Origin of the sequence: Haloarcula sp. CBA1131 (assembly GCF_008728975.1) — an archaeon.
GTDB classification, from domain to species: domain Archaea; phylum Halobacteriota; class Halobacteria; order Halobacteriales; family Haloarculaceae; genus Haloarcula; species Haloarcula hispanica.
The window spans coordinates 604,059-629,295 of record NZ_RPCY01000001.1 but is presented as its reverse complement, the minus strand read 5'-3'; the positions used below and the strand labels follow the sequence as shown (position 1 = coordinate 629,295).

At 65.1% G+C, this 25,237-nt stretch carries 26 protein-coding genes and 1 tRNA gene; 14 read left to right on the top strand and 13 right to left on the bottom strand.

Going from position 1 to position 25,237, the window contains the following annotated elements; genetic code table 11:
* Positions 1 to 25: 25 nt before the first annotated feature.
* The 5 genes from Har1131_RS03220 to Har1131_RS03205 all read left to right on the top strand — a co-directional run bounded on the left by Har1131_RS03220 (position 26) and on the right by Har1131_RS03205 (position 3,772).
* Positions 26 to 301: a DUF5808 domain-containing protein gene (locus tag Har1131_RS03220; protein WP_004590574.1), complete on the top strand. Its 276-nt coding sequence runs from the start codon at positions 26 to 28 to the stop codon at positions 299 to 301.
* Between the two features lie 65 nt (positions 302 to 366).
* Positions 367 to 1,038, top strand: a complete 672-nt coding sequence (locus Har1131_RS03215) for a non-canonical purine NTP pyrophosphatase (RefSeq protein WP_014041541.1) — start codon at positions 367 to 369, stop codon at positions 1,036 to 1,038.
* Entirely contained in the window at positions 1,028 to 1,150 is a 123-nt protein-coding gene (locus tag Har1131_RS22460; protein ID WP_255355555.1) for a hypothetical protein, read from the top strand. The genes Har1131_RS03215 and Har1131_RS22460 overlap by 11 nt, the downstream gene beginning before the upstream one ends.
* Positions 1,140 to 1,937, top strand: a complete 798-nt coding sequence (locus Har1131_RS03210) for an SDR family oxidoreductase (RefSeq protein WP_014041542.1) — start codon at positions 1,140 to 1,142, stop codon at positions 1,935 to 1,937. Before Har1131_RS22460 ends, Har1131_RS03210 begins: the two co-directional genes overlap by 11 nt.
* Positions 1,938 to 2,068: 131 nt before the next feature.
* Positions 2,069 to 3,772, top strand: coding sequence for a HAMP domain-containing methyl-accepting chemotaxis protein (locus Har1131_RS03205; RefSeq protein WP_044952059.1), 1,704 nt, complete (start codon positions 2,069 to 2,071; stop codon positions 3,770 to 3,772).
* A 16-nt stretch (positions 3,773 to 3,788) separates the two neighbouring features.
* On the opposite strand, the gene Har1131_RS03200 is transcribed toward Har1131_RS03205, so the two are convergent.
* The 3 genes from Har1131_RS03200 to Har1131_RS03190 all read right to left on the bottom strand — a co-directional run bounded on the left by Har1131_RS03200 (position 3,789) and on the right by Har1131_RS03190 (position 6,572).
* Positions 3,789 to 4,265: a hypothetical protein gene (locus Har1131_RS03200; protein ID WP_014041544.1), complete on the bottom strand. Its 477-nt coding sequence runs from the start codon at positions 4,263 to 4,265 to the stop codon at positions 3,789 to 3,791.
* 381 nt (positions 4,266 to 4,646) lie between these two features.
* Positions 4,647 to 5,312 (bottom strand): TrkA family potassium uptake protein, encoded by a 666-nt coding sequence (locus tag Har1131_RS03195; RefSeq protein WP_050007497.1) that lies wholly within the window; start codon positions 5,310 to 5,312, stop codon positions 4,647 to 4,649.
* A gap of 57 nt (positions 5,313 to 5,369) precedes the next feature.
* Positions 5,370 to 6,572: a hypothetical protein gene (locus Har1131_RS03190; protein ID WP_151145057.1), complete on the bottom strand. Its 1,203-nt coding sequence runs from the start codon at positions 6,570 to 6,572 to the stop codon at positions 5,370 to 5,372.
* A 369-nt stretch (positions 6,573 to 6,941) separates the two neighbouring features.
* On the opposite strand from Har1131_RS03190, the gene rnz reads away from it, so the two are divergent.
* On the top strand, positions 6,942 to 7,877 hold the full coding sequence (gene rnz, locus Har1131_RS03185; RefSeq protein ID WP_146417624.1) for a ribonuclease Z: 936 nt from the start codon (positions 6,942 to 6,944) through the stop codon (positions 7,875 to 7,877).
* A 42-nt stretch (positions 7,878 to 7,919) separates the two neighbouring features.
* Positions 7,920 to 8,993 (top strand): Gfo/Idh/MocA family protein, encoded by a 1,074-nt coding sequence (locus tag Har1131_RS03180; protein WP_151145049.1) that lies wholly within the window; start codon positions 7,920 to 7,922, stop codon positions 8,991 to 8,993.
* Between the two features lie 9 nt (positions 8,994 to 9,002).
* Here Har1131_RS03180 and Har1131_RS03175 read toward each other — a convergent pair whose 3' ends face one another.
* On the bottom strand, positions 9,003 to 9,731 hold the full coding sequence (locus Har1131_RS03175; RefSeq protein WP_080510098.1) for a DJ-1/PfpI family protein: 729 nt from the start codon (positions 9,729 to 9,731) through the stop codon (positions 9,003 to 9,005).
* Here Har1131_RS03175 and Har1131_RS03170 point away from each other — a divergent pair.
* Positions 9,723 to 10,601, top strand: a complete 879-nt coding sequence (locus tag Har1131_RS03170; protein ID WP_050037191.1) for a PhzF family phenazine biosynthesis protein — start codon at positions 9,723 to 9,725, stop codon at positions 10,599 to 10,601. The genes Har1131_RS03175 and Har1131_RS03170 overlap by 9 nt on opposite strands.
* 59 nt (positions 10,602 to 10,660) lie before the next feature.
* Positions 10,661 to 11,032, top strand: a complete 372-nt coding sequence (locus tag Har1131_RS03165) for a VOC family protein (protein ID WP_050037192.1) — start codon at positions 10,661 to 10,663, stop codon at positions 11,030 to 11,032.
* 30 nt (positions 11,033 to 11,062) lie between these two features.
* On the opposite strand, the gene Har1131_RS03160 is transcribed toward Har1131_RS03165, so the two are convergent.
* From Har1131_RS03160 to ilvA, 4 genes are all read right to left on the bottom strand, one after another.
* Positions 11,063 to 12,541, bottom strand: coding sequence for a transporter (locus Har1131_RS03160; protein ID WP_151102629.1), 1,479 nt, complete (start codon positions 12,539 to 12,541; stop codon positions 11,063 to 11,065).
* A 343-nt stretch (positions 12,542 to 12,884) separates the two neighbouring features.
* Positions 12,885 to 12,966: transfer RNA gene (locus Har1131_RS03155), tRNA-Ser, on the bottom strand.
* Between the two features lie 29 nt (positions 12,967 to 12,995).
* Positions 12,996 to 13,199 carry a hypothetical protein gene (locus Har1131_RS03150; RefSeq protein ID WP_014041554.1) on the bottom strand — a complete coding sequence of 68 codons (204 nt, stop codon included), beginning with the start codon at positions 13,197 to 13,199 and terminating at the stop codon, positions 12,996 to 12,998.
* A 151-nt stretch (positions 13,200 to 13,350) separates the two neighbouring features.
* Complete coding sequence (gene ilvA / locus Har1131_RS03145) at positions 13,351 to 14,562, bottom strand: threonine ammonia-lyase (RefSeq protein ID WP_050037194.1); 1,212 nt, start codon at positions 14,560 to 14,562, stop codon at positions 13,351 to 13,353.
* Positions 14,563 to 14,847: 285 nt separating this feature from the next.
* Between ilvA and Har1131_RS03140 the strand changes: the two genes are divergently transcribed.
* Entirely contained in the window at positions 14,848 to 16,482 is a 1,635-nt protein-coding gene (locus Har1131_RS03140) for a TrkA family potassium uptake protein (protein WP_014041556.1), read from the top strand.
* A 367-nt stretch (positions 16,483 to 16,849) separates the two neighbouring features.
* Here Har1131_RS03140 and citZ read toward each other — a convergent pair whose 3' ends face one another.
* Positions 16,850 to 17,995, bottom strand: a complete 1,146-nt coding sequence (gene citZ / locus Har1131_RS03135) for a citrate synthase (RefSeq protein WP_014041557.1) — start codon at positions 17,993 to 17,995, stop codon at positions 16,850 to 16,852.
* A 233-nt stretch (positions 17,996 to 18,228) separates the two neighbouring features.
* Here citZ and Har1131_RS03130 point away from each other — a divergent pair, with 233 nt between their 5' ends.
* Positions 18,229 to 19,452, top strand: coding sequence for a potassium channel family protein (locus tag Har1131_RS03130; protein ID WP_044952068.1), 1,224 nt, complete (start codon positions 18,229 to 18,231; stop codon positions 19,450 to 19,452).
* 7 nt (positions 19,453 to 19,459) lie between these two features.
* Here Har1131_RS03130 and Har1131_RS03125 read toward each other — a convergent pair whose 3' ends face one another.
* A complete protein-coding gene (locus Har1131_RS03125; RefSeq protein WP_044952071.1) occupies positions 19,460 to 19,675 on the bottom strand; it encodes a hypothetical protein in 216 nt (71 codons plus the stop codon).
* A gap of 135 nt (positions 19,676 to 19,810) precedes the next feature.
* On the opposite strand from Har1131_RS03125, the gene Har1131_RS03120 reads away from it, so the two are divergent.
* Positions 19,811 to 20,767, top strand: a complete 957-nt coding sequence (locus tag Har1131_RS03120) for a succinylglutamate desuccinylase/aspartoacylase family protein (RefSeq protein WP_050037195.1) — start codon at positions 19,811 to 19,813, stop codon at positions 20,765 to 20,767.
* A gap of 282 nt (positions 20,768 to 21,049) precedes the next feature.
* Positions 21,050 to 22,114, top strand: coding sequence for a pyridoxal-phosphate dependent enzyme (locus tag Har1131_RS03115; RefSeq protein ID WP_151145044.1), 1,065 nt, complete (start codon positions 21,050 to 21,052; stop codon positions 22,112 to 22,114).
* A 1-nt stretch (position 22,115) separates the two neighbouring features.
* Here Har1131_RS03115 and Har1131_RS03110 read toward each other — a convergent pair whose 3' ends face one another.
* From Har1131_RS03110 to Har1131_RS03100, 3 genes are all read right to left on the bottom strand, one after another.
* A complete protein-coding gene (locus tag Har1131_RS03110) occupies positions 22,116 to 22,343 on the bottom strand; it encodes a hypothetical protein (RefSeq protein WP_225306728.1) in 228 nt (75 codons plus the stop codon).
* A 32-nt stretch (positions 22,344 to 22,375) separates the two neighbouring features.
* Positions 22,376 to 22,582, bottom strand: a complete 207-nt coding sequence (locus Har1131_RS03105; RefSeq protein WP_050007381.1) for a hypothetical protein — start codon at positions 22,580 to 22,582, stop codon at positions 22,376 to 22,378.
* 259 nt (positions 22,583 to 22,841) lie between these two features.
* Positions 22,842 to 24,107 carry a tRNA(Ile)(2)-agmatinylcytidine synthase gene (locus tag Har1131_RS03100; RefSeq protein WP_050037198.1) on the bottom strand — a complete coding sequence of 422 codons (1,266 nt, stop codon included), beginning with the start codon at positions 24,105 to 24,107 and terminating at the stop codon, positions 22,842 to 22,844.
* A gap of 128 nt (positions 24,108 to 24,235) precedes the next feature.
* Between Har1131_RS03100 and Har1131_RS03095 the strand changes: the two genes are divergently transcribed.
* Entirely contained in the window at positions 24,236 to 25,204 is a 969-nt protein-coding gene (locus Har1131_RS03095) for a transcriptional regulator (protein WP_050037199.1), read from the top strand.
* The last annotated feature ends 33 nt before the right edge of the window (positions 25,205 to 25,237 follow it).

Here is a 25,237-nt window from a genome sequence, read left to right as displayed (position 1 = left end):
AACCTCGGCCCGAATAGGAATCGGTATGGCAGAAAAACCCCAGTCGGGAACGTTGTTCGGCGTGCCGTACAACTTCGAACGACCGAGCCTCAAGCGGTTGGTGTCGGCCTATTGGAAGCCGGGCGATGACATGCTGGTGGAGAAGCCGTTCGGCATCGGCTACACGCTGAACCTGGCGAACTGGCGCTCGTGGGTCGTGCTGGCGGTCGCCGGCGTGATGCTGTATCTCGAACGCGGCGGCAGCAGCGAGGAGTTCGAATCCGAGAGCGAGGACGAACCTGTCGAAGTCGTCGTCGACTGAGACGGATTGGTTGGGCGGTTGCGGAGTTTCGACGGCTCTTTTATCGCCGGTCGCTGTGTGCCGGTATGCTCAATTTTGTCACGACCAACCCCGGGAAGGTCCGGGAGGCGACCGAGTATCTCGACGACGAGGTCGAACAGTTCGACTTCGATTACCCGGAAGTCCAGGCAGACGACCTGAAAACGGTCGCGGCCGAGGGGGCGCGGGCGGCCTACCGAGCGGCTGACGGACCGGTCATCGTCGACGACGCAGGACTGTTCATCGACGCCTTCGACGGGTTCCCCGGGCCGTACTCCTCCTACGTCGAGGACACCGTCGGCGTAGAGCGCGTCTGGCGCATGACCGAGCCGGAGGACGACCGCGGCGCGGCGTTCAAGACGGTCATCGCCTACTGCGACGGCGAAGGGTTCGAGGCGACGCCTGATCCGGGCGGGATCGACCGCGAGGACCGGCGCGGACAGGACCTAGCGGCCGACGACCGCGGCGCGGCGACGACGGACGAACAGGTCCACGACGGGAGCGCGGGGAGGAGCAGCGAGACAGTCCCGGTAAAGCTGTTCGAGGGGCGCGTGAACGGTGAAATCGTCGCGCCGCGCGGCGAGGGCGGGTTCGGCTTCGACCCGATCTTCGAGCACGACGGAACGACGTTCGCGGAGATGAGCACCGAGCAGAAGAACGCGATCTCCCACCGCGGGCGGGCGTTGTCGAAGTTCGCGGAGTGGTACGGTGAGCGGTAGCGAACCGTCCGTCGAGGGATGGGGCCCATCCCTCGGAAGTTCCAGCGACGAGGGACCGACGGCGCTGGAACCCGAAGCGACACCGGTCGCGGAGTGGTACGGTGAGCGGTAGCGACGTGCCGGTCGTCGGGACCGGCGGCACCGCCCTGATAACCGGTGCGTCGGCGGGCATCGGCAAATCGCTGGCACAGGAGTTCGCCGCACGCGGGCACGACGTGGTGCTGGTCGCCCGGAGCGAGCGGAAACTGGAGCGGCTGGCCGCGGCCCTCGAAACGAGGGGCGTCACGGCGACACCGATTGTAATGGACCTCGACCACGCGGCGGCCGCCGAAGCCCTGTACGAGGAGGTGCTGGACCGCGAGCTGGACATCGGTGTCCTCGTCAACAACGTCGGCGTGGGGACCTACGGCCCGTTCGCGGAAAGCGATCTCGACGCCGAGCGGACGCAGTTGCGGCTGAACGTCATGCTCCCGGTCGAACTGACGCGGCTATTCCTCGACGAGTTCGACGACGGCGGCGCGGTTATCAACGTGGGTTCAGTCGCCGGGTTCCAGCCGGGACCGAATCTCGCTGGCTACTACGCGAGCAAAGCGTACATCAACAGCTTCAGCGAGGCGTTGGCCGAGGAACTCCGTGAGACTCCGGTCGATGTGACGGTCGTCTGTCCCGGCCCGGTCGACACAGAGTTTCAGGAACGAGCCGGGATGGCGGACTCGATGGTTGGGTCTGTCGCCTCGAATACGCCCGAAGCAGTCGCGACGGCGGCCTACGAAGGAGCCGCCGCTGGCGAGACTGTCGTCATTCCGCGGCGGTCGATGCGGCTTATCGACCGGCTGGTCAGGGTGACGCCGCGCTGTGTCGTCCGGCGCGTTGCAGCGCTGGTCAATCGAGGCCGGTAGAGAATCAAGTACGAGAACGCTATCGGCCCTGGGCTTGTGTCGCTTATTACCGGGCCTACGTCCACTGATTTCTTTTCAATATCCGAGAATTAGACTGGAACATTATTAAACACTGTAAGAAAAGGGTGCGTATGCTCACAGACCCCGTCGGACAGTACAAAGCGGTGATACGCGAATCACTGGACCTCTTCGGCGTCTCCGGCTCCGTCGAGCGGAAGGTGCTCGCGGCCGTCGGTCTACAGTTTGCCGCCTCGGTCGCGCTGGCAGTCGTCTCTCTCGTCGCCAGCGGGACCGTCCGGTTCGTCGTCACCGGTGTATTGCTCGCTGGCGCTATCGTCGCGTTCGCCAACACGGTGTTCATCACCCGCGAGGACTTCGTCGAGCCAATCACAGCCATGGCCGCGGGTGCGGACCACATCGCGTCCGGCGAGCTCGACGTGGAACTGCCCGAGAGCGAGCGGGACGACGAGGTCGCCGAACTGCTCTCGTCGTTTCGATCGATGCAATCCTACCTTCTGACGGTGTCCCGACAGGCCGACGCGCTCTCCCGACAGGAGTTCGACGCCGACGTCCTCGACGAGGATGTCCCCGGAGCTTTCGGAGAGTCGTTGGAGAAGATGGCCGCCAGTATGGACGACTACACCACCGAACTCAAGACGATGACCAGCGACCTCGAACGGCGCTCCCAGGCGTTGAACGACCTCGTCGTCGCCTTCGGTGACGCCGCCGAACGGGCGAAAGACGGGGACCTGACGGCCACTATCGACGAGGACTTCGAGGCCGACGACGAGCAGTTCGACGCCGTTGTCCAGAACTACAACGACCTCGTGACGACGCTGGGGGAGACGGTTGCCACCGTCGCCGCGTTCGCAGAGGACGTCGACGAGACGAGCGATCACGTCACCCGGAGCGTCGAAGAGATCGACGATGCGAGCGACGAGATTTCCCGGTCGGTTCAGGAGATCTCGGCGGGAGCCAGTCAGCAGGCGTCGCGCCACGACGACGTCGCCTCGGAGATGAACAGGCTGTCTGCCACCGTCGAAGAGATCGCCGCGACCGCCGAAAGCGCCGCCGGGACCGCCGAGCAGGCGACACAGCGAGGCCGAGAGGGGCGCGCGGACGCCGAGCAAGCTATCGATGAACTCGACGAAATGGAGGCCCGTATCGACGACATCGCCGTTGCGGTCGAGAGTCTGGTCGACCAGATCAGCGAGATTGACGACATCGTCGAGGTCATCACGGACATCGCCGAGCAGACCAATATGCTCGCGCTGAACGCCTCCATCGAGGCGGCCCGCGCGGACGGAAGCGGTGACGGGTTCGCCGTCGTCGCCGACGAGGTGAAGACGCTCGCCGAAGAGACCCGTGACGCTGCAACGGACGTATCGGACCGCATCGAGGCGGTCCAGCACGAGGCCAGCGAAACCGTCAGCGACGTGGAAGCGACGAACCAGCAGGTGACCGACAGCGCCGCGACCATCGAGTCGGCGCTCCGGGACTTCGAGGACATCGTCGACGTGCTCGGCGAGGTAAACGATTCGATTCAGGAAATATCGGGAGCTACCTCCGAACAGGCAGAGACCACGCAGGAGGTCGTCGATATGGTCGACGAAGTCGCGACAGTGAGCGAGCAGACCAACGAGGAGTCCGAGGCTGTCGCCGCCGCGACCGAGGAACAGACCGCGACGATTACCGAAGTGACCACCGAGGTACAGGAGATGGCAGCCCAGACCGACGAGTTGCGTGAGGTGCTTGCAGAATTCGACGTTGCCGAGGACGCAGCCGGGCCGTCGGGAGCAGGCGCCACAACCACCGTAACGACGGCTGACGACTAAGCAGCGAAATTACCGGCTACGCGCGTGGGTCACGGTCCGGACCGGGATACTCGCCGTCCTCGACGACTGGGTATAGTGACTCCGGGTCGAACAGGCGCGCGAAGGCGTCCGGTGGTCTGACACTCAGGGACAGATGACGGTTGAGCGACGCGCTGGTCCGGGCGCTCCGCAGGTCGTCATCGTAGGAGAGGAGGTGCTGTGCGCCGCCCCGATAGGCCGATGCCAGCGCGGGCTGGTCGCCGACCGGGTGCTCGACGATGTCACAGTCGGGTTCGATCCGCGCCCGCCAATCGGCCGCCAGGTCGTCGTCGGCGAGGTCGGCGATAACGGCAGCGGCATCGTCTAGCAGGTGGTCACTCGCGACGAGCGTGACCCACGAGTGCCGGCGGATGTGGTCGATAGCGGCACGGGCATCGCTGTCTGGTCCACACAGCAGATCGGCGGCGAGGACGTCGGCGTCGGCGACGACACGCGCCGGCGACGGCTCACGCATCGTCGTCCTCCGCCCGGTGCTCGTCGAGGGCCACACGGACAGCGTCGACCGTGGTCTGGTGGTCCGCCGCACGTTCGAACAACGTCGCCCAGGTCATAGCAGGAAGCAGTAGCTGAACGGGCAAAAAGCCGTGCCGTCTGTCGTCCGTCGGCCGCCTGTCTGACGGGCATTTATGTCTACCGGTAGCATTCCACCCGGTACGGGCGCGCTTCCACGGCTCCAGTGGATGTCGGTGCCACTGTGTGCCATCCTATCCTCCCCAGGCGCGCCCGGACACCGCGATCCTCCCTTTCATATTCTACTCCCCCCGGCTTTCGCCGCAGACAGCAAGCGCTATCGTCCTGAAAAAGAGACGACAACGCGGGATGCGGTCCCGGAATCTCAGGCTGACGCGTCGCCCCGGAGCGTCGCCCGAATATCGTCCAGTCCACCGGGGTCGGCCATGATCGCGACACTGTCGCCGGGTTCGATTTCCGTCTGTGGGAGCGGAATCGTCATCGGTTCGTGGTCTTTGCCGTGTGCGTAGATGTGTGCGTCTCCTGGTAGTTCCACCTCGACGACCCGTTTCCCGACGAACGGCGAGTCGTCGGGAATGCGGATACTCGCGACCGAGAGCTGTTCGGTCAGGTCTGCGAGGACGTTGAAGTCACCGCCCAGCAGTGCCGTCTTCGCGCCGGCCGCGCCCAGCCGCTCGGGATAGATGATCTCGTCCACGTCGGCGGCGTACTTCTCGTATATCTCCTCGCGGTAGTCGGCGTCGATCCGCAGAACGGTCCGACAGCCGAACTCCTTGCCGATCATACAGGCGGTGAAGTTCGTGTTCAGGTCGCCCGTGAGGCCGCCGATAGCGTCCGCGGTTTCGATGCCGGCGTCGATGAGGACGCTCTCCTCGTTGCCGTCACCCTGGATAGTCTCGAACCCGGTCTCGATGGCCCGTTCGACCTTTACGGGGTCGTTGTCGACGATAACAACCTCGTGACCCTCGCTCTGCAGAATCCGTGCGGTCCGGATGCCGACGCGGCCATAGCCAACGATAACGAACTTCATGGACGACGGTACGACGGCCACCATTAAAAATGTGAACGGGTGACAGGGTGGCGCGCGTTAGCCTTCTGTCGTCGCGGCTTCTTCGGTCGCGTTGTCCGTTTCGTCAGTCTCGTCGCTTTCGTCAGTCTCCTCGGTTCCGTCTTCGGTCTCGTCTGCTGGCGGCTCTTCAGTCTCGTCTACTGGCGGCTCCTCCGTTTCGCCTTCGGTCGGCTCCTCAGTCTCGTTCGCGGGCGGCTCTTCCGTTTCGCCTTCGGTCGGTTCTTCAGTTTCGTCCGCTGGTGGTTCTTCGGTTTCGTTCGCGGGCGGCTCCTCGGTTTCGTCCGCTGGTGGTTCTTCGGTTTCGTTCTCAGCCGGTTCTTCAGTTTCGTCCGCTGGTGGTTCTTCAGTTTCGTTCGCTGGCGGCTCTTCGGTTTCGTTCGCGGGCGGCTCCTCGGTTTCGTTCGCGGGCGGCTCTTCAGTTTCGTTCGCGGGCGGCTCTTCAGTTTCGTTCGCCGGCGGCTCTTCAGTCTCGTTCGCCGGCGGCTCTTCAGTCTCGTCTTCAGTCGGCTCTTCGGGCACATCGACGGCCGAGTCGATAGTGATCTCGGCGAACGCACCGTCGTCGCGCGTGAAGACGCTATGAGTGTACGTATCCGGCTCGACGCCGGTCGTGTCAACGGTGAACGTCACGTCAGTGGATTCGTTCGCGTCGAGGGTCACAGACTCGGAGGCCAGCGGCTGGCCACCCAGTCGGAACTCGACGGCCTGTGTCGTGTTGAAGTCGTTCGGGTTGGCGACGGTCGCGTCGACAGTGATGTTGTCACCGGCGGTAGCGTTCGTCGGTGCGTCGAGGCTCTCCAGGGTGAACGATTCAGAGACGGTAACTGGAGCGACCTGCCCGTCGTCGCTGGTGAAGACACCGTGGCGGTAGTCACCGGGCGCGACGCCGGTCGTGTCCGCTGAGAACTGGACTGTGGTGGTCTCGTTGGGCTCAAGCGTGACGAGCGTCCGGTCGACGACAGCCCCGTCGAACCGGAACGCCACGGATTCAGTCACTGTAGTGTTCTCGTTGTTCGTGACCGTCGCGGCCACGTCAGCAGTCGAGTTCGGTGCGACGCTCTCCGGGGCGGTCAGGGAATCGACTGCGACGCCTGTGTTCCCGGCTTGTTCTGACGGCGATTCCTGTTGCGCTGTCACGCCCGGTACAGCCCCGACCTGTGCGGTGAGGCCGCCGACGACGAGTAGCGCAGCGAAAACGGCGAGTGTGCGTGTGCGTATCATGATGCGGTTCTGCGGTGATCGGAAGGCAATGCGAACGATGCAACGGGTGAGGGACACATAAACTGGCGAGACAGTTCAATAGGACATAATAACCTGCTAAGCCGTCATCTGTTACTGCCGGCTCGGGAAAGTGAGACTGAGCGACACTTACTCAGTGTTAAATTGTTTTGCTGGTGGTTAAGGTCTCGACGGAGAAGCGCGCGAGACAGTGTGTGACGCCGGAAAGCAGCCGCTATTACCGGTCAGTAGAAACAGCCATGTCACATCCCGACACACAAACGAGCGGCGCAGTGACAAGATGAAGAGTGCTACCGCTCCTGTGACGACACCCTTTCGACACCGGTTTACCCGTCGACAGTAGAGGATTCGATGACTATGCGCGTGACGTTTCTCGGGACGAGTGGGGCCGTGCCGACGACCCAGCGCAACACGAGCAGCATCTTCGTCAATCGCGACGGCGACTACCTGCTCTTCGACTGCGGCGAGGGCACACAGCGGCAGATGATGCGCTACGGCACCGGCTTCGCTATCGACCACCTGTTCGTCACGCATCTCCACGGCGACCACGTCCTCGGGATTCCGGGGCTGCTCCAGACGTGGGATTTCAACGAACGGGAGCGCGCCATCGCCATCCACACGCCGGCGGGCACGCGCGGGAACATCAAACAGCTCATCCAGGCCAACGGGACGACACCCTCGTTTCCCGTCCGCATCAACGAGGTGTCGGCCGGAGACGTAGTCCTCGACCGGTCGGAGTACGAGATTCGGGCAATCGAGACAGCCCACCGCTGTGCTAGCGTCGGCTACGTCCTCGATGAGGACGACCGGAAGGGGAAGTTCGACCGGGAGAAAGCCGAAGCGGAGTTCGGTATCCCGCCAGGGCCGAAGTACTCCAAGCTCCACCGCGGCGAGGCCGTCGAACACGATGGTGAAACTATCCAGCCGGAGGCCGTCGTCGGTCCAGCCCGTCCCGGCCGGCGGTTCGTCTACACCGGCGACACGCTCCCCACCGAGAGCGTCATCGAGGCAAGCGAGGGCGCGGACCTGCTCGTCCACGACGCTACCTTCGCGGAGGACCGGAAGGAACGGGCGAAGGCGACGGCCCACTCCACTGCCCGGGAAGCCGCCGACGTGGCGCGGCAGGCCGGCGCGTCGACGCTGGCACTGACCCATATTTCGACCCGCTACGCCGCGAGCGCCGACGAGCTAGTCGACGAAGCCCGCGACGCGTTCGACGGCGAGGTCGTGCTCGCCGAAGACGGGATGGAGCGCCGTGTCGAGTTCCCGGACGCAGACGAGTACTGATGAGATAGTGCAGCATTTATTCGTTGAAGCAATAACGGAGCCATGACACACCGATTAGTCCACGTCGGTCTGGGCGGCCAGGGGTCCACCTGGGCGACAGACGCGATTCCGCCGAACGTTCACGACGACCGAATCGAGGTCGTCGCCGCGGTCGACACCGACCCGGAACGGCACGAGTTGGCCGAACGGGAACTCGGGCTGTCGCCAGAGGAGTGCTACACCGACCTCGAAACCGCGCTCTCGGAGCGGCCGGCCGACATCTGTTCTATCGTGACACCGCCGTCGACCCACGAGGCCGTCGTGGAGACGGCGCTCGCCCACGACCTGCATATCATCTCGGAGAAGCCGATTGCCGACACACTGGAGGCGTCGGTCCGGGTGGCCGAGAAGGTGGAGAAGGCCGGCAAGAAGATGGGGATCACGATGAGCCACCGGTTCGACCGGGACAAGACGACGTTCCGCCGGGCCGTTGAGGAGGCCGGCGACATCGATTATCTGACGGCTCGGTACACGGGCAACGTCCGCGAGCGAGGTTTCTACGCCGACTACGTCTACGAAATGGAGAACATGCTCCTGCTCGACGGCGCAATCCACCACCTCGACATCCTCGCGTCGCTGGCCGATTCGCCCTGCGAGCGGGTGTACGCCGAGACGTGGACGCCCGAGGAGGCCGACTACGACGGTGACTGCAGCGGCCTCGTGACGCTGCATTTCGCCGATGGCACCCGCGCCCAGTACGAGGGCAGTTACGCCAACGCAACGACACTGAACGGCTGGGGCCACGAGCAGTTCCGCGCCGAGTGCTCGGACCAGACGGTCCTCCTCGACCGCCGCGATGTCGAGCGGTTCCACGCCGACGCGTACGACACCGGGAACTTCGAGAGCATCGGCAAGGGCGACGGCGAGACGGTGCCGCTGGCAGAGCGGCCCCACTGGAAAAACGCCTGGCTCATCGAGCAGTTCTGCGACTGGATCGACGGCGACGACCCGATGCCGACGAATGTCGACAGCGTCCTCCAGTCGATGGCCATCGTCTTCGCCGCCATCGAGAGCAGTGAAACCGGCGAGGCCGTCGACGTGCAGGCGCTGCTCGACGACGCCCGCGCGAACGCCTGATTCCGCGTTTTACGCCGATTCGCCGCGGAAGACCTCGCCGCAGGGCTCGTATTCCATCTCCTCACAGACAGCGGCGGCCACGTCCGCGCCCCACTCGCGTTCGACGAGGTGGACGGCGAGGTCCAGCCCGGACGTGACGCCGCCACAGGTCAGAACGTCATCGTCGTCGACGACCCGGGCGTCGACAACCGTCGCGTCGGTCGCCCGCAGGTCCTCGATTGCGCCGCCATGTGTCACCGCTGGCCGGCCATCGAGCAGGCCGGCCCGAGAGAGCACCATCCCGCCGGTACAGACGCCGGCAACAGTCGCACCGCGGTCGTGTGCCGCCGCGACGGCGTCGGGCAGGTCGCCGCGTTCGGTCTCCGTCCAGACGCCGGCCTCGCTTCGGTCGTTCCACCCGCCGCCAGCGACGACGAGCAGGTCCGGGGTCACGTCGGCGAGCAATCCGTCCGGTTCGACTCGAAGCCCGTGGCTCGCAGTGACCGTGTCCGAGTCGCGCACCGAGCGAAGCGTTACGTCCCAGGCCGCGCCAAAGCGCGCTGCATTCTCGAACACCTCGTAGGGGCCGATGGCGTCCAGTTCGTCGAACCCGTCGAAGCAGGCGATTGCAACAGTGTCCATGCCCTCGATACGGCTGACGGCGAGAAATAGCCCGGTGGCTTCAAGCGACTCGGTACCATCCGACAGGCATCCGGAGTGTTCTTTGGGAGCGACGCCGAGCGAACAGGTATGTCCCATCCGTTTCACATCGTCGACGTGTTCGCCCGGGAGCGATACGCCGGGAACCAACTCGCCGTCGTGACCGACGCCGGCGACCTGCACGAGGACGAGATGCAGGCCATCGCCGCCGAGATGGATTACTCCGAGACGACGTTCGTCACCGGCGAACCGACCGACGGCGCGTGGCCGGTCCGCATCTTCACTCCGGCGGCCGAGATACCCTTCGCCGGCCACCCGACGCTCGGTACGGTCCAGGTCATCCGGGATCATCTGGCCGACGGAAATCCCGAAACGGTGACGCTGGACTTGCCTGTTGGCGAGGTCCCGGTCGAAGTGCGAGAGCGCGACGGCCGCGAGATCCTGTGGATGACACAGCAGGCCCCCGAGTTCGGCGAGCAGTTGGCCCACGAGGACCTCGCCGCCGTTCTCGGCCTGCCGGCTGACCGACTGGACCACGACTGGCCGGTCGAAATCGTCTCCACGGGGCTGGCGACGATTGTCGTCCCGGTGGCCGACCGCGACGCGCTGGAAGCCATCGACCTGGACCGCGACGCCTACGACGCCGTGACCGGCGACCGAGACGCGAAGAACGTCCTGGCGGTCTGTCGAGAGCCGCGAAGCGCCGATAACGACCTCGCCGTCCGCGTGTTCGCGCCGTTCTACAACGTGCCGGAGGACCCCGCGACCGGCTCCTCGAACGGCTGCCTGGCCGCGTATCTCGCCCGCCACGAGATGCTCGGGAGCCCTGCCGTCGAGGCCCGTGTCGAGCAGGGCTACGAGATGGGGCGACCGTCGCTGTTGCATCTCTCAACTGACGGCAGCGGCGAGGACATCAGCGTCCGAGTCGGCGGCAGCGTCGTCGCCGTCGCTCGCGGCGACCTGCTCTAAGTGGCCGTGACAGCCGGGTTTCCGGCACACTCATTTCGCCCCGTCCACAACGCCGCGGCATGGACCTCGCACACACCGCTATCTGCGTCTCAGACCTCGACCGCGCGATGGAGTTCTACGACGCGCTGGGCTTCGAGGAGACGAATCGGTTCACGTTAGACGGCGTCGAGAACGTCTACCTCGGTCGGGACGGCGACGGCGACCTGCAACTGCGCTACGATCCAGACCGCACCACCCCGGTCGCGCCGAACCGCGCCGACGTGGACCACATCGCGTTCACCGTCGACGATGTCGAGGCGACCTTCGAGGCAGCTATCGACGCCGGCGCTGCGCCGGTGCTGGAACCGACTGAAGTCGACGCTGCAGAGGCCTTCGCCGCCTTCGTCGAGGACCCCGAAGGGTACACACTGGAGTTCTACCGCTGGCTCTGAGCGGCGACGTCCGCAGCGAACGAGCAGTGCTCACCCAAGCAGGGAGCGAACCCGACCGCGCCATAGCGCTGCCGTCCGGGTGGCGACGAGTCGAGCCGGTTCGGACACCGCAGCGAGGAAGCCGCCGAAGCCGACGAGGCACGTCACAGCGGCCGCGCTGGCAACGATTACCGGGGAGAGGCCAGCGCGCGTGAGGCCGGCGACCGCACCGGTCGTGAGTGCGAACGAGACTCCGAGGCCGACAGCGAGGTACGCCGCAACCCTGGAATCCAGCGGAATCCGGCCGAAGACAGCCCGAGAATAGTAGATGACGTACCCGAAGACGACCAGATTCATGACGCCGTACCCGGCGGCCCCGGCGACCGCCCCGAACTCCGCCCCGAAGATCGTGGGCACTGGAACGCTGAACGCCAGTCCGTAGAGCTTCGTGCGGAAGCTCACGCTCGGTTTCCCGATACCCTCCATGGCGTGTGACGTGAGCGTCCAGAAGCCACGGAGGATGTTCACGCCGCCGACGAGCAGGACGGTCGTCGAGAAGACACCCTCCGAGCCGGCGAAAGCGATCCGCGCAACCACGTCGTGTGCGGCCAACAGGTAGCCGAAAACGACGAAGGTGACGCCCGTCCCGCCGGTGACCGCCCCGTCGAGGTACGCGAGTTGCGTGTCACCGGCGGAGGAGTCCCCGCTGACCTTCGTGAGCAGCGGGGAGGAGAGCCGCCAGGAGATCGTCGCCCCGAAGTCGGCGAACCGGTCGGCGGCCTCGTAGATCCCGACAGCCGCCGGCGTCGCGACGACGCCCAGCACGTACACCGGCATATTGTACGACAGACGGTCCAGCACCTGGTCCGGGACGCTCCACCTGGCAAAGTTCCACGCGCGCTCGACGGCGTGTCGGTCCGGCAGCGTCGGGACGACGCCCAGCGCGACGGTCACAGGAACGAGCACCGCCAGCCGAACCCCGGCCACGACGAGCAGCAGGTCGCCGGCGGTCGTCAGTGTCGGGGCCAGCCCCAGCAGGATAATGAGCTGGATAGCGCTCTGGACGCCGTTAAGCCACGTCTGCACGCTCGGGTAGCCGATGGCACCGACCAGACTCGTCGCGACCATCGACAGTGCAACCGCAAGGGCGTACAGACCGACAGGCGCGAGCAGTCCCGGAGACACCACGGTATTGCGGACGATGACGCCGGCCAGCGCGGCCACAGCCACACCGGCGACGAGGAGATAGCCGAGGGCGAATAGCACTGCCAGGCCGAAATACGGGCCGACAGCTTCGCCCCGTTCGCTGCCGACTTTCTGCAGCGTCTGGCTGATGCCCCGGATCGGACGAAGGACGAGCGAGACCGAGATACTGACGAAGAAATACGTCCCAGTCGCTCCAGGCGATGTGACGAACGCGTAGACGATACCGCTGAGAACGAACAGCGTCGTCGAGAACAGCGCCCCGCTGGTCGTCCGAATAGAGGAGTCCAGCAGGTCTATCTCGTCGCCGTCACGCTGTTCGACCATCGACCGAGTATCAGGGCTGTGGGCGGGAAAACGGTGCGGTGGTTGCACTGGCAGTCGGAACAGCAATGTGACAGGCGCTGTCGCTCCTCACTCGCAGTCAGTCACAGAAATCCCCGCTCACGGCTCACTTTGTTCGCCGTTCGCGGTTCTGGAGGTTCTCACTTCGTTCGAACCTCACTACGCCAGGACTGGGATTTGAACCGATGGCGAGACGTTCCGGGGTGCTCGCTTCGCTGTGCTCCCGGGGCTGCGACTCGCGTGCTCAAATTCCAGTCAGTGTACGTTTCGTGACTGCTGGCTCGCTCGTCGCTGTCGCTCCTCACTCGCAGTCAGTCACAGAAAACGCCAGGACTGGGATTTGAACCCAGAATCCCGAAAGGGAACACGCTTTCCAGGCGTGCGCCTTACCGTTCGGCCATCCTGGCACGTATTTCGAGAGTGCGAGGGCGGGCGATTAAGGGCTTTCGTTTCCGAACAGCCGGGGCTGCATGCGGTAAGAGGCCAGCGTCGCCCCGATACCGACGGCTACGGCGACGCCGGCTTTGGCTGATATCGACACCGGCGTCCCGGCCAGCAGTTCGTAACCCTGAACGAGAACCAGAAACGCGAGGCCCCCGACGACGCCCCACAGGAGGCTGGCCTTCGTTCGCGGGTCCATCAGCGCCCTCCGTTCCGTGCTGTTGTATCGGCAGGTACTGTCCGTGCGAGCCGTCGCATACACGAAGCGGTGGCCGCCGCGGCTAAAACCCCGCCGAAATCAGTCGAGAACAGTTCTCTCGGCGCGCTCTGGCTCGGGGGGCGAGACCCAGTCAGACGAGCACGTCGACCTCGTACCCCTCGTCGGTGAGCGCGTCGATGAGTTCGTCGACGTGGTCGTGGCCGCGGGTCTCCAGATCCAGTTCGACCTCGGCCGAACTCATCGCCACGTCGCGACTGGTCCGGTCGTGCTCGATGCCATAGATGTTGACCTGCTCGCGCGAGAGGACCTCGACGAGTTCCTCTAGCGCGCCGGGGCGGTCCTGAAGGACAGTCCGGATCTTGAGATAGCGGCCGGTCTCGACGAGGCCGCGCATGATGACGTTAGTCAACATGTTCAGGTCGATGTTCCCGCCACACAGCGCGGGGACAATCGTCTCGTCGTCCTCGAAACCGAACTTCTCCTCCATGACGGCGGCCAGCGCGACGGCACCCGCGCCCTCGGCGAGTGTTTTTGAGCGCTCTAACAGCGTCGTCAGGGCGACAGCGATTTCGGAGTCCGACACCGTCACGACCTCGTCGACGCGTTCGCTGATGACCTCGAACGTCTTTTCGCCGGTGGTACGAGTGGCAATGCCGTCGGCAATGGTCTCGACGCTGTCACGTTCGATACGGTGCCCCTTCTCCAGGGATTCGGCCACGCTGGACGCTCCCTCGGCCTGGACGCCGATGACGCGGATGCTTTCGTCCTTACCTTTGAGCGCCGTGGCGATGCCGCTGATGAGCCCGCCGCCGCCGATTGGAACGACGACCGTGTCCACACCGGGGAGGTCCTCGTAGATTTCCAGTCCGATGGTCCCCTGCCCCGCCATCACTTTCTCGTCGTCGAAAGCGTGGACGTAGGTCCGGCCCTCCTCGCGCTCGAGTTCGTGGGCGTGTTCGGCGGCCGCGTCGTAGTCCCGGCCGTGGAGGACCACGTTGCCGCCGTAGCTCCGGGTCGCCTTCACCTTCGAGACTGGTGCTCGTTCCGGCATCACGATTTTCGAGTCGACGCCGATTCGCGTGGCGGCCAGTGCAACTCCCTGAGCGTGGTTGCCGGCGCTCGCCGTGACGACACCGGCTTCCCGTTCAGCGTCCGAGAGCGACGCGATGCGGTTGGTCGCACCCCGTATCTTGAACGACCCCGTGCGCTGGAACAGTTCGAGCTTGAGATGGATATCCGCGCCTGTCATCGCCGAAAACGTGTGCGAGTAATCGAGCGGTGTGTGCCTGGCCGTTTCAGAGACGGTGTCCTGTGCCGCGAGGACGTCCTCAAATGAGAGCATGGGAGTGGCTATTCACCGGACCATGTTATACTGTCGGCCGACCATGCGGCATCGACGGCCGCCATAGCCACGACTGCTCGGGTAGTGTCCTGAAACGGAAAGGGGGAGCGTGTGACTGCACGCGGGAGAAGGAACGCGATTAACTTAAATCCCGTCGTAGCGCGGTGAAAGTGAAAGTGCGGGACAACGGCCGGGTGAGAAACTCTCCCTGGCGCTCGTTTCCTGAGAGGGCCGTCGACTAGCCGGACAGAACTGTTTTACACTCGGTATCCCAGAACGTAGTAGATGGATACCTGGCAGCGACGAACAGCGCTGTACGTTCTCGGCCTCGTTGGCATCATCCTAGCCTATGCGCTGGCCTACGACTACGGGATGTCGGCCTTCGAGAACGAGCCGCGCACGTTCCTGAAATCGCTGCAAATCGTCGTAGAGACGTTTACTACGACTGGCTACGGCTCGGATGGGGACTGGCAGAGCACGGAGATGTTACTACTCATCATCGTGATGGACATCACCGGCGTCGTGCTCATCTTCCTCGCATTACCGGTGTTGCTGTTTCCGCTGTTCGAGGAGGCAATGGAGACGAAAGCCCCGAATACGGTCGAAAACGGACTCAGCGACCACGTCGTCATCTGTCAGTTCTCTCCCCGCGGTGAGACACTCGTCACCGAACTCGACACCTGGGACGTCGACTACGTCATCGTCGAGCCGGACCGGAACCGGGCCAACGACCTCTACGAAGACGGGTACTACGTCATCCACGCCGACCCGCAGTCCGTCGACGGGCTCGAGCGAGCCCATCTGTCGTCCGCCCGCGCGGTCGTGGCCGACGCGTCCGACCAGGTGAACACCAGTATCATCCTCACCGCCCGTGAAGTCGACGAGTCCGTCCAGACCGTCAGTGTCGTCAAGGAGCCCGACCGGGCGAAGTACCACGACCTCGCCGGCGCCGACGCCGTCCTGTCGCCGCGTGGACTGCTCGGTGAGAGCCTCGCGAGCAAAGTCACGACCGGCGTCTCGACGACGCTCGGGGATTCGATAGAGATCGGTGAGGACTTCGACATCGCCGAACTGCCGATCCACCGTGGGAGCGACCTCGTCGGAACGACGCTGGCCGACAGCGGCATCCGCGAGGAGACCGGCGTCAACGTCATCGGCGCGTGGTTCCGTGGCCAGTTCGTGAGTCCGCCCGACCCCGACGCCGAACTCGACGGCAGTACTGTCCTGCTGGTCTCGGGGACCGAACGTCAGCTGGAACAGCTCAAGGAGATGACGCTTTCTAGCGTACACGGCTTCCGCCGCGGGGAGACTGTCATCATCGGTGCCGGCGAGGTCGGCCAGACGATCACGGCGGCGCTCACGAACGCCGGGGTGCCGCACACAGTGCTCGATCAGACCGACGAGCCCGGCGTCGATGTCGTCGGCGACGCCACGGAGCCAGACGACCTGCGACACGCTGGCGTCGGCGCAGCCAGAACGGTTATTCTCGCCCTATCGGAGGACACCGACACCGAGTTCGCGACGCTGGTCATCCGTGACCTCAACCCGGACGTCGAAATCATTGCCCGCGCCGAGGAAAGCGAGAACGTCCAGAAGATGTACCGGGCGGGCGCTGACTACGTCCTCGCGCTGTCGACGGTCAGCGGCCGGATGCTCGCCTCCACGATCCTCGAAGACGAGGACGTCATCTCGATGGACCAGCAAGTCGAGGTCATCCGCGTCGCCGCTAACGGTCTCGGGAATACGACGATCGGCGAGGCCGATGTCCGCTCACGGACGGGCTGTACGGTCGTCGCCATCGAACGCGACGGTGCAGTCATCACTGACCTCGGTCCTGGCGTGACTATCGAACCGACTGACAAGCTCGTCATCGCCGGCACCGACGACGGCGTGACGCGGTTCAAATCGACGTTTGGCTAACCACCTTTTTCCGCCTCGGGTGCGCTTCACGCACCGCTCGGCGCAAAAACGTGGTCTTGCTGAGCGGAGCAAAGCAAGGCTCGAAAGACGAGCCTCGCGAGTCTTTCGGTGGCGAAAAAGGCCGAACGCTCGCTATGCTCGCGTTCGGTGAACCGCTCACTTCGTTCGCGGACAGTCGCTACGCGTCCGTTACCGCAGAGTTCGATATTGGAGAGACTCGACAGGAGATGCATCTTGGGCCGATTCCGAGAACCGGCGGCGTCGCCGCTGGACGCTGGCCGCCCTGCCCTTCCCCGGTTCGCGCGATGAAACGCGCTCACGGCCACACGGTAGTGACAGGCTACGGACGACTGACAGCGGGAGCGCCTTACCGCTCGTCCAGCGGCACGAACTCCGTCTCGTCGGGGTTCTTGCCGACGTAGCGGGCACGCGGTCGGATCAGACGGTTATCCTCGATGTACTCGAAGACGTGGGCGACCCAGCCGCCGACGCGGGACATCGCGAAGATGGGGGTGTAGATGTCGATGGGGATGCCCATCTGGTAGTACGTCGACGCCGAGTAGAAGTCGACGTTCGGGGCCAGCCCCTTCTCTTCCATGAGGTAGTCCTCGATAGTGGTGGACATCTCGTACCACTTGAGCGTCCCGGCGGCCTCGCCGAGTTCCTTCGAGCGCTCGCCGAGAATCTTCGCGCGCGGGTCCTTGACGTTGTAGACGCGGTGGCCGAAGCCGGAGACGCGGCGGCCCTCGTCGAGGGCGTTCTTGACCCAGTCCAGCGGGTCGGATTCGGCGTCGTCGACCTCCTTTAGCATCTCCATAACGTCCTGATTCGCCCCACCGTGGAGCGGCCCCTTCAGGGTCCCGATGGCGGAAGTGACCGCGCTGTGAACGTCCGACAGCGTCGACGCCGTCGTGATAGCCGAGAACGTCGAGGCGTTGAGGCCGTGGTCGGCGTGGAGGACGAGCGCCTGGTCGAACACGTCGGCGAGCACGTCGTCGGGCTCCTCGCCGTTGAGCATGTACAGGAAGTTCGCGGCGTGGTCGAGGTCGTCGCGAGGTGCGACGGGTTCCTTGCCGTCGCGGATACGGGTGAACGCCGCGATGATGGTCGGGATCTTGGCCGTGATTCGCCGTCCAGTTTCAAGATTGACCGTCTCGTCGGTCGGTTCGGCGTCCTCGGGCGCAGGGTCGAACGCCGAGAGCATCGACACCGCAGTCCGGAGCGCTGCCATCGGGTTCTCGTCCGCTTCGGCGAGTTGTCGCACGGTCGAGATGACGTCGTCGTCCACGCCGCGCGCGTCCACCATCGCCTGCTTGAACTCGGAGAGTTCGTCCCGGTTCGGCAGGTGGCCGTGCCAGAGCAGGTACAGCACCTCTTCGTAGCTGGCACCCTTCGCAAGGTCCTCGATGGTGTACCCCCGATACACGAGTTTGCCAGCGTCGCCGTCGATAACGCTGAGTTCGGACTCGGCGACGATGACACCCTCGAGTCCCTTCTTGAGGTCGTCGGACATACGCAATCAGTTCCCTACCTTCCGGGAAAAACATTTTCTTTCCGAGCGTGTGTGGCACAATGTCAGGAACAGTTATTGGACGACTGTCCATCTGATTACCGGTCTATTTGGGTCGATACCCCAACGTAGCACCCACACTGGTATGCAAACGGCCAGTCGTGGCTGACAGCGGGGCGCGCTATCTCTCCACACAGTGAGGAACGTTTTTGCTCGGGGCCATCGAATCGACGGCCATGGACCCGACAGGGACGGTCGAGTACGAACCGGTCAGCGTCAAGCAGGTGCTGGCCGAGATGAAAGACACCGCCGAGTTGCTCATCGACCTCTCGTACTCGGCTGTCCTGCTGGGTAGCGACGACGTGGCCGCGGAGGTGCTGGAGTTAGAGGAAAAGATGGACGTGCTCCAGTTGCGCGCACGCATGAGCCTCCTGATGGCCTGCCGGTCGACGGCGGACGCGGAGTCGCTGGCCCCCGTCCTGGGGATGGTCGGGGCCGCCGAGAAGATCAGCGACGCGGCCGGCGACATCGCCAAAATAGTGCTAGAGGATATCGGCCTGCCAGACACGATGCGGGCGGCCCTGCCCGAAGCCGTCGAGACGCTCGTGCGGGCGACAATCGGTTCGGACTCTCGGCTAGCCAATGAGACGCTGGGGAGCCTGAACCTCGAAACCGAGACCGGCGTCCGCGCGCTGGCGATCCGCCGGCAGGGGAACTGGCTGCTCAACCCCGACCGGGAGACGCGCCTCGAAGCGGACGACGTGGTGCTGTTCCGGGGGCCAGAGGCCGGCATCGCCGAGGTGTATCAGGACGCGACCGGCGACGTGTACGAGCCGCCGGAACCGCCGGAGGGAGGCGTCCGGGACCTCGAACGCGCCGTCGACTCCATCGTCCTGATGAAAGACATGGGCGAGCTGGCCGTCGATCTGGCCTACGGCGCGGTGCTGTTCGACAGTACGGAAGTCGCCGAGGAAGTCGTCGAACTCGAAGCCGAGGTCGACGCGCTGCAGTCCCGGTTCGAGGCCTGGACGCTCCGGGCCGCCGCCGACATCGACGACCCCGTGTCGCTGCGAGGCCTCGTCCACCTGGCCCGTTCGACGGAGGTTATCTCCGACGCCGCGCTGGAGATGAGCGAGGGGGTTCTGCGGGGACTGTCGACCCATCCGGTCGTCGCCGAGGCCGTGCAGGAGTCCGACGAGGTCATCGTCCGGACGGCGGTGTACCCCGACAGCGACCTCGCTGGGACGACCATCGGCGACGCGGCGGTCAAGACGGCGACGGGTATGCGGATCATCGCGATACGTCGCGGGGCCGGGGAGAGTGAACGGACCGGGCGCGAGGGCGGCGACTGGGTCGTTTCGCCGGGCCCGGAAACGCAGATTCAGACGGGCGACGTGCTCATCGCGAAGGGGACTCGAACCGGCGGCGGTCGGCTTACAGAACTGGCCGAGGGAAAATAGCGTTCTGCTACTGTCTTGCGAGTCGCACAGCAGACACGGCCGTAAACAGCGCCGTCAGCAGACCGCCCAGCGACGTCGCGAGAACGAACCCCAGCGCCACGTAGAACCCCATCGGGCGCTGGGTCCCCGGCAGGACGAACAGGGCGAACAGCCCCGCCGTGAACAGGCCGGCGAGTACGAAGCCGATTTTCGCGTTCCGTGGCACGTTCAGCGCCGCGACCATCGCCGCTTTCCCGCTCTGTGGCTCGGACTGGGACACACCTGTCGATAGGGGTGGCGGCCCCAAGATGCCGTCGGTCCGGCGCAACTGCTGGCGAAATCCGAACCAGTAAAGGCTCCCAAGGCAAACGTGGGAACAATGGTTACTTTCGGTACGGCGACCGCCGCCCCCGGTGAGAAAGACACGGGGCGGCTGGAGGTCGGTGAGACCCGCGACGGGTCGACGTTCGGGCTACCGGTCGCCGTCGTCAACGGTGTCGACGACGGGCGGACCCTCTACATACAGGCGGCCAGCGACGGCGACGAGTTGAACGGCGTCGGCGTCATCCAGCGAACACTCCCGCAGCTCGACCCAGCAGAGCTGTCCGGAACGATTCTAGTCTGTGGCGTCGTCAACTACCACGCGTTCCAGGTCGCCGAGCACCGCAACCCGATCGACGACACGAAGATGAATCGGGCGTATCCGGGCGACAAAACGGGGACGTCGAGCGAGCGCATCGCCGCGGCGACGTTCAACGCCGCCATCAGCGCCGACTACGTGCTCGACCTACACCAGGGGTCGACCTCGCGGATGATCGACGAGGTACGGGTCCGGTGTGGCACCCGCCACCGCCTCCACGAGGAGTGTCTCGAACTCGCGAAAGTGTTCGGCTGTGGCTACATCCTCGACCAGAAAGGCCCCGACGGGCAGTTGGCTCGCGCCGCCCCCGACGAGGGCGTGCCGACAATCGACCCCGAACTCGGCGGCTGTGTCGGCTGGGACGAACAGTCCATCCAGCGGGGCGTCGACGGTGTCTTCAACGTCCTGCACTACTACGGCTTCCTCGATGGCCACCATGACACGCGCCCCCAGACCCGCGCCTCCGGATTCGAACAGTACGGCTCCCCCGTCGGCGGCCTCATCGACCTCAAGCCCGACCTCGGCGACCGCGTCGCCCGCGGCGAGACGCTGTTCGAGGTGACCGACGTGTTCGGCGAGCCGAAGGCCGAAATCACCGCCGACTCCAGCGGCGTGTTCTGGCGTGCCCGTCGACTCCCGCAGGTCGCGACCGGCGAGTACGTCTGCTCGGTCGGGACGAACGTCGACACCTACTAACAACCACTTTTTACTTCGGAGGGTGTCCTCGGCCGCGGTGCGGCCTGTGGGCACCCCCCTCGCAAAAACGTGGGGAAAACGCGGGACCTCGCTACGCTCGGTCCCGTGAAACGCGGCGCTTCGCGCCGCGTATGCTCGCTTGCTGACCTGCCTTTCCCCGGGGCGGCCGACGGCGCGGCCGCCCGGCCATCGCTCCGTGCGCTCCGCCAGCCCAGCCGCAGGCACCGACTACCGCGCCACAGACGCCGCCAGCTTTTGGACGGTTCGCCACGGAGCAAGCCCATGCGCACCTGTAGCGTCTGCGACCGGGAGTACCCCCGTGAGGAACCCTGGCGGTGTTCCTGCGGGGCTCCGCTTGATTACGCCAGCCAGCCCCTGCCCGACAGCCGACCGGCGCAGTTCTCGCGGGCCAGCGGCGTCTGGGACTTCGCTGACTTCCTCCCGATGGGTGAGCGGGTCAGTTTAGGCGAAGGCTGGACGCCGCTGGTCGACGCGCCCGAGTGGGACGCCACGTTCAAACTGGAGTATCTCCACCCGACGGGGAGTTTCAAGGACCGCGGCGCGGCGACGGTCATCGCCGAAGCGCTCGGAGTCGGAGCCGACCGCGTGCTCGAAGACTCCTCGGGCAACGCCGGGCTGGCAGTCGCGTCCTACGCGGCACGGGCGGGCCTGGACGCGGAGATATACGTCCCGGCGAGCGCAAAGGAAGCGAAGGTTCGCCGCATCGAACGGACCGGAGCCGACGTGGTCCCGGTCGAGGGGAGTAGAGAGTCCGTAACCGCGGCCTGTATCGACGCCGTCGAGAGTGGGGCGGGCTGGTACGCCAGTCACGCCTGGAACCCCGCGTTCTTCGCCGGGACGGCGACGGCCGCCTACGAAATCGCCGCCCAGAGAAACTGGAGCGTGCCGGACGCCGTCGTCACACCGCTCGGTCACGGGACGCTGTTTCTCGGCCTCTACCGCGGGTTCCGGGCACTGGAGCAAGCTGGATGGACGGACGCTATCCCGCGTATACTGGGGACGCAAGCGGTCGGGTACAGTCCCATCGCCGACGAGGAGGGCAGTACACCGGACGACGCTGCTGCCAACGACCTCGCTGACGGGATCCACATCCGCGACCCGCCGCGTGCCCAGCAAGTACGACACGCCATCGACGAAACCGGCGGTGCCGCCGTCGCCGTCTCCGCGGCGGCAACCGAGCGAGAGCGCGACCGACTCAGTGGGGCAGGGTTTCACGTCGAGCCGACGTGTGCGACGGCGACGGCTGCGCTCCCTCAGTTCAGAGAGCGGGGAGAACTCCAGGACGGTGACGACGTGGTTGTTGCGTTGACCGGACGGAACGACTAACCTACCGCATCAGCAGTGTCGAGACCGGAAAGTCGGCATCGACGGAGAGCCACTGGTCCTCTACGTCTGTCGTGTCGACATCCGGCGCGTAGCAGATGAGTCGCTCACTGCCGTCGGGACGGGAGCGTACCACGGCAGGTAGCGTTCCCTCGTCAGCGTCAGCCGCTGCCGTCACCGCACTCGTCGACCGGGTATCGGAGTCCATGTCTCGGTTCACGACAGGTATCATTATTGTTACCTGTCGGTTATCGGGCGTAAGGGCTACTGAACGTCGTCAAGCGGAACGAGAAAGTCCGACGAAACGGCCAGCCAGTTCCCTTCCAGTTCGGAGGGCGTGCTGCCGGGCGGATACAGGATCGAGCGCTGGCCGCCGCCCGCAGCCGGCTCGTGTTCGACAGTCAATAGCTTCTCGGCGGCCATGCCGTCCGTCGTATTTCGCCGGTGGGTGTCTGCCCCTTCGGTGCTCATGGCCGCACATAACGGTATATCAATATTGTTATCCGTAGTCTAAATCGAGGTATATCCCCGTATTACCGGAATATTCGTGGTGCTTACTCGACGGTAGCCGGTTCGAACCAGATAGAAGACAGGACCAGGGCCACGATTGATTGTCGGGTGGGATGTTTACGCGACGATGTCACACCGCATTCGAATTGTCGGATCTGATTTCCGGATAATGTCGTCCCCGAGGTCGAGAGAGACCGGTACACCGCGACGCTAATCGGTCTCAGCGGGACGGGTGAGTGGGCGCGTCGAACCCGCCACGGACCAGCGGCTTCGCGATGTGGCGGCGTGCAACCGGCGGCACTTCGTACCAGCCGCGTTCCAGTCCCCGCTCGATTGACTGCTCGACCTTGCCGTCGGCGCTGGTCCCGCAGTCCCGACACCGATAGCCCTGGTTCCGGCCGGCGGATTTCATCGACCGCCCACAGTCCGGGCAGTCCGGCGTGACGGGTTCCGTCCGAACGAGTTCCCGGACCGCGAACTTCTCCAGTTTGAGCGTGCCGTCAGTCACTTCGCCACAGGCGGTGATTCGGTCGCCCACCCTGAGCGAGCGGACCCGGTCGCGAAAGCCCTTTGTCGGCTCGAAGGCCGCACAGTCGAGGGTCGTATCGTCGCCCTCGAGCGTAACGAACACATGCCCGCCCTCCCGCGTTTCGGGGGCGTCGACCACGTCGCCGGTGACGCGGTAGGCGCTGTCAGCCGTGACCGCGTCGACAGCGGCGTCCTGTAGATGGACGTCCGTCCCCTGGTTCGTCACGAACGTCGCTCGCCGGGCGATGGGTTCGCTGTCGATCGCGTCGGCAACGGCGCGGCAGGCGTCGGGGTCGTCGCCGCGGATCCCGTAGAGAATCGGACACGGCGTCCGGGGAACGCAGACCGGATAGCCCGATGCACGGTCGACAGTGTCCCACACGTCGGGGTAGTACTCGGCCGCTACGTCGCGGACGCTCTCGCCGTCGACCGCCCGCTCAGTGCCCCACCGGTCTCGCTCCCGGTAGGCGATGTGTTCGTAGGTCCAGTCCGACAGCGCGGCCCAGGCCCCGACCGCCGCGAGCGCGCCGACGAGCCCGCGGCCGTTGCCCCGCTGACAGCGGGCGAACCCGACCACGTCAGCTAGCGTCGTCGCGGCCATCGGGTCCTGTATCGACTGGATTGTCTCGCAGGCGAACGTTGCGACCTGCGGTGGGACGTCTTCGGGGTCGCAGTCCGCGACGATAGCGCCGGGGTTGGTCCGGGGGTCGTCGGTCTCGGCCATGTCGAGCACGTCCCCGGCCAGTTCAAGCGCCGTGTCGGCGTCGAGGTCCGTATGCACTGCCAGCGCCGCGTTCCCGCGGGTCTTGTGCTCAACGGCGGGGTTCAGTCGGACGAGGAGCAGTCGCTCGACGGTCCCCCCGGCGTCGTGTATCGACTCCGCGAGGCTGGCGGCGGCGTAGGTCGTACACATCCCCCGCTCGCGCGAGTCCGTATCATCGAGGCCGACGACAGTCACAAGCGCCTGTAGCCCCGAAACGGTCAAACCCCTTTCGTCACGCTGTCGGTAGGAGCCTGAGAGGTCAACGAACGGCGCAATGCATATAATGGGTGAGCGGGCTAGACTCAGTAGAGGTACAGAGTACTATGTCACGGTCGGCGCTGGTGGAAAACGTCATGGCGATGCTCGAAGACGCTGGCTTCCTCGTCAGCGACCGCTGTGCGATTCGTCCGAAGAGTTTCGACATCGCTGCCCGTCGCGGTGAGGACGTGTTGCTCCTGAAGATACTGGGCAACATCGACGCCTTCGACGCACAGACCGGGGGCGAGATGCGGCGACTGGGCACGTACCTGAATGCTACACCGATCGTAGTCGGACTCCGGACCCGTGACGAGGAACTGAAACCCGGCGTCGTCTACTTCCGGCACGGCGTCCCCGTGCTGTCGCCCGACACCGCGATGGACCTGTTCGTCGAGGAGGTCCCACCGCTCATCTACGCCGCTCCGGGCGGACTCTACGTCAACATCGATTCCGAGATTCTCGCCGACGTGCGCGAGGACCGCGACTGGTCGCTCGGCCGTCTGGCGAAGGAACTTGGCGTCTCCCGACGGACGGTCTCGAAATACGAGGACGGGATGGACGCCTCCGTCGAGGTGGCCGCCGAACTGGAGGACCTGTTCGACGCGCCGCTGACCTCGCCGGTGAGCGTCCTCGACGGCGCCGAGGAAGTCCGGGACGACGAGCCGACACCGGACGACCCCGCCGTCGCACCGGAAGACGAGCCGATTGTGACGGTATTCACTCGTATCGGCTTCGAAGTCCACCCGACGGACCGCGCGCCGTTCAAGAGCGTCAACGAGAGCGACGACGAGCACGGGCAGGTCCTTGCCGGTCACTCGGCGTTCACCGAGACGGCCGAGAAGCGAGCCCGCATCATGTCCTCGGTCGGCGAGGTAACCCGGACTCGGTCGGTGTACGTCGTCGACGAACTCCGACGGGAGTCCGTCGAGGGGACCGCGCTCATCGAGAAAGAGGAGATGGAAAACATCGAGGACGCCATCGACCTGCGCGACCTCATTATGGAGCGCGGCGAGGAACCCGAGGAAGTGGCCTGAGCGGGCGCTCTCAGTCTTCGCTGTCACGTAAAA

Excerpts from the sequence above, each read along its gene's own strand:
- Har1131_RS03140 (WP_014041556.1), top strand. The coding sequence starts at position 14,848 with ATGGATACCTGGCAGCGACGAACAGCGCTGTACGTTCTCGGCCTCGTT.
- Har1131_RS03160 (WP_151102629.1), bottom strand. The coding sequence starts at position 12,541 with ATGGTCGAACAGCGTGACGGCGACGAGATAGACCTGCTGGACTCCTCT.
- Har1131_RS03150 (WP_014041554.1), bottom strand. The coding sequence starts at position 13,199 with ATGGACCCGCGAACGAAGGCCAGCCTCCTGTGGGGCGTCGTCGGGGGC.
- Har1131_RS03105 (WP_050007381.1), bottom strand. The coding sequence starts at position 22,582 with ATGAGCACCGAAGGGGCAGACACCCACCGGCGAAATACGACGGACGGC.
- rnz (WP_146417624.1), top strand. The coding sequence starts at position 6,942 with ATGACTATGCGCGTGACGTTTCTCGGGACGAGTGGGGCCGTGCCGACG.
- Har1131_RS03125 (WP_044952071.1), bottom strand. The coding sequence starts at position 19,675 with ATGGTCGCGGCGCTGAACGTGCCACGGAACGCGAAAATCGGCTTCGTA.
- Har1131_RS03205 (WP_044952059.1), top strand. The coding sequence starts at position 2,069 with ATGCTCACAGACCCCGTCGGACAGTACAAAGCGGTGATACGCGAATCA.
- Har1131_RS03175 (WP_080510098.1), bottom strand. The coding sequence starts at position 9,731 with ATGGGACATACCTGTTCGCTCGGCGTCGCTCCCAAAGAACACTCCGGA.
- Har1131_RS03110 (WP_225306728.1), bottom strand. The coding sequence starts at position 22,343 with ATGATACCTGTCGTGAACCGAGACATGGACTCCGATACCCGGTCGACG.
- Har1131_RS03130 (WP_044952068.1), top strand. The coding sequence starts at position 18,229 with ATGGACCCGACAGGGACGGTCGAGTACGAACCGGTCAGCGTCAAGCAG.
- Har1131_RS03220 (WP_004590574.1), top strand. The coding sequence starts at position 26 with ATGGCAGAAAAACCCCAGTCGGGAACGTTGTTCGGCGTGCCGTACAAC.
- Har1131_RS03215 (WP_014041541.1), top strand. The coding sequence starts at position 367 with ATGCTCAATTTTGTCACGACCAACCCCGGGAAGGTCCGGGAGGCGACC.
- Har1131_RS03115 (WP_151145044.1), top strand. The coding sequence starts at position 21,050 with ATGCGCACCTGTAGCGTCTGCGACCGGGAGTACCCCCGTGAGGAACCC.
- ilvA (WP_050037194.1), bottom strand. The coding sequence starts at position 14,562 with ATGCTCTCATTTGAGGACGTCCTCGCGGCACAGGACACCGTCTCTGAA.
- Har1131_RS03195 (WP_050007497.1), bottom strand. The coding sequence starts at position 5,312 with ATGAAGTTCGTTATCGTTGGCTATGGCCGCGTCGGCATCCGGACCGCA.
- Har1131_RS03120 (WP_050037195.1), top strand. The coding sequence starts at position 19,811 with ATGGTTACTTTCGGTACGGCGACCGCCGCCCCCGGTGAGAAAGACACG.
- citZ (WP_014041557.1), bottom strand. The coding sequence starts at position 17,995 with ATGTCCGACGACCTCAAGAAGGGACTCGAGGGTGTCATCGTCGCCGAG.
- Har1131_RS03095 (WP_050037199.1), top strand. The coding sequence starts at position 24,236 with ATGTCACGGTCGGCGCTGGTGGAAAACGTCATGGCGATGCTCGAAGAC.
- Har1131_RS03165 (WP_050037192.1), top strand. The coding sequence starts at position 10,661 with ATGGACCTCGCACACACCGCTATCTGCGTCTCAGACCTCGACCGCGCG.
- Har1131_RS03190 (WP_151145057.1), bottom strand. The coding sequence starts at position 6,572 with ATGATACGCACACGCACACTCGCCGTTTTCGCTGCGCTACTCGTCGTC.
- Har1131_RS03170 (WP_050037191.1), top strand. The coding sequence starts at position 9,723 with ATGTCCCATCCGTTTCACATCGTCGACGTGTTCGCCCGGGAGCGATAC.
- Har1131_RS03200 (WP_014041544.1), bottom strand. The coding sequence starts at position 4,265 with ATGCGTGAGCCGTCGCCGGCGCGTGTCGTCGCCGACGCCGACGTCCTC.
- Har1131_RS03180 (WP_151145049.1), top strand. The coding sequence starts at position 7,920 with ATGACACACCGATTAGTCCACGTCGGTCTGGGCGGCCAGGGGTCCACC.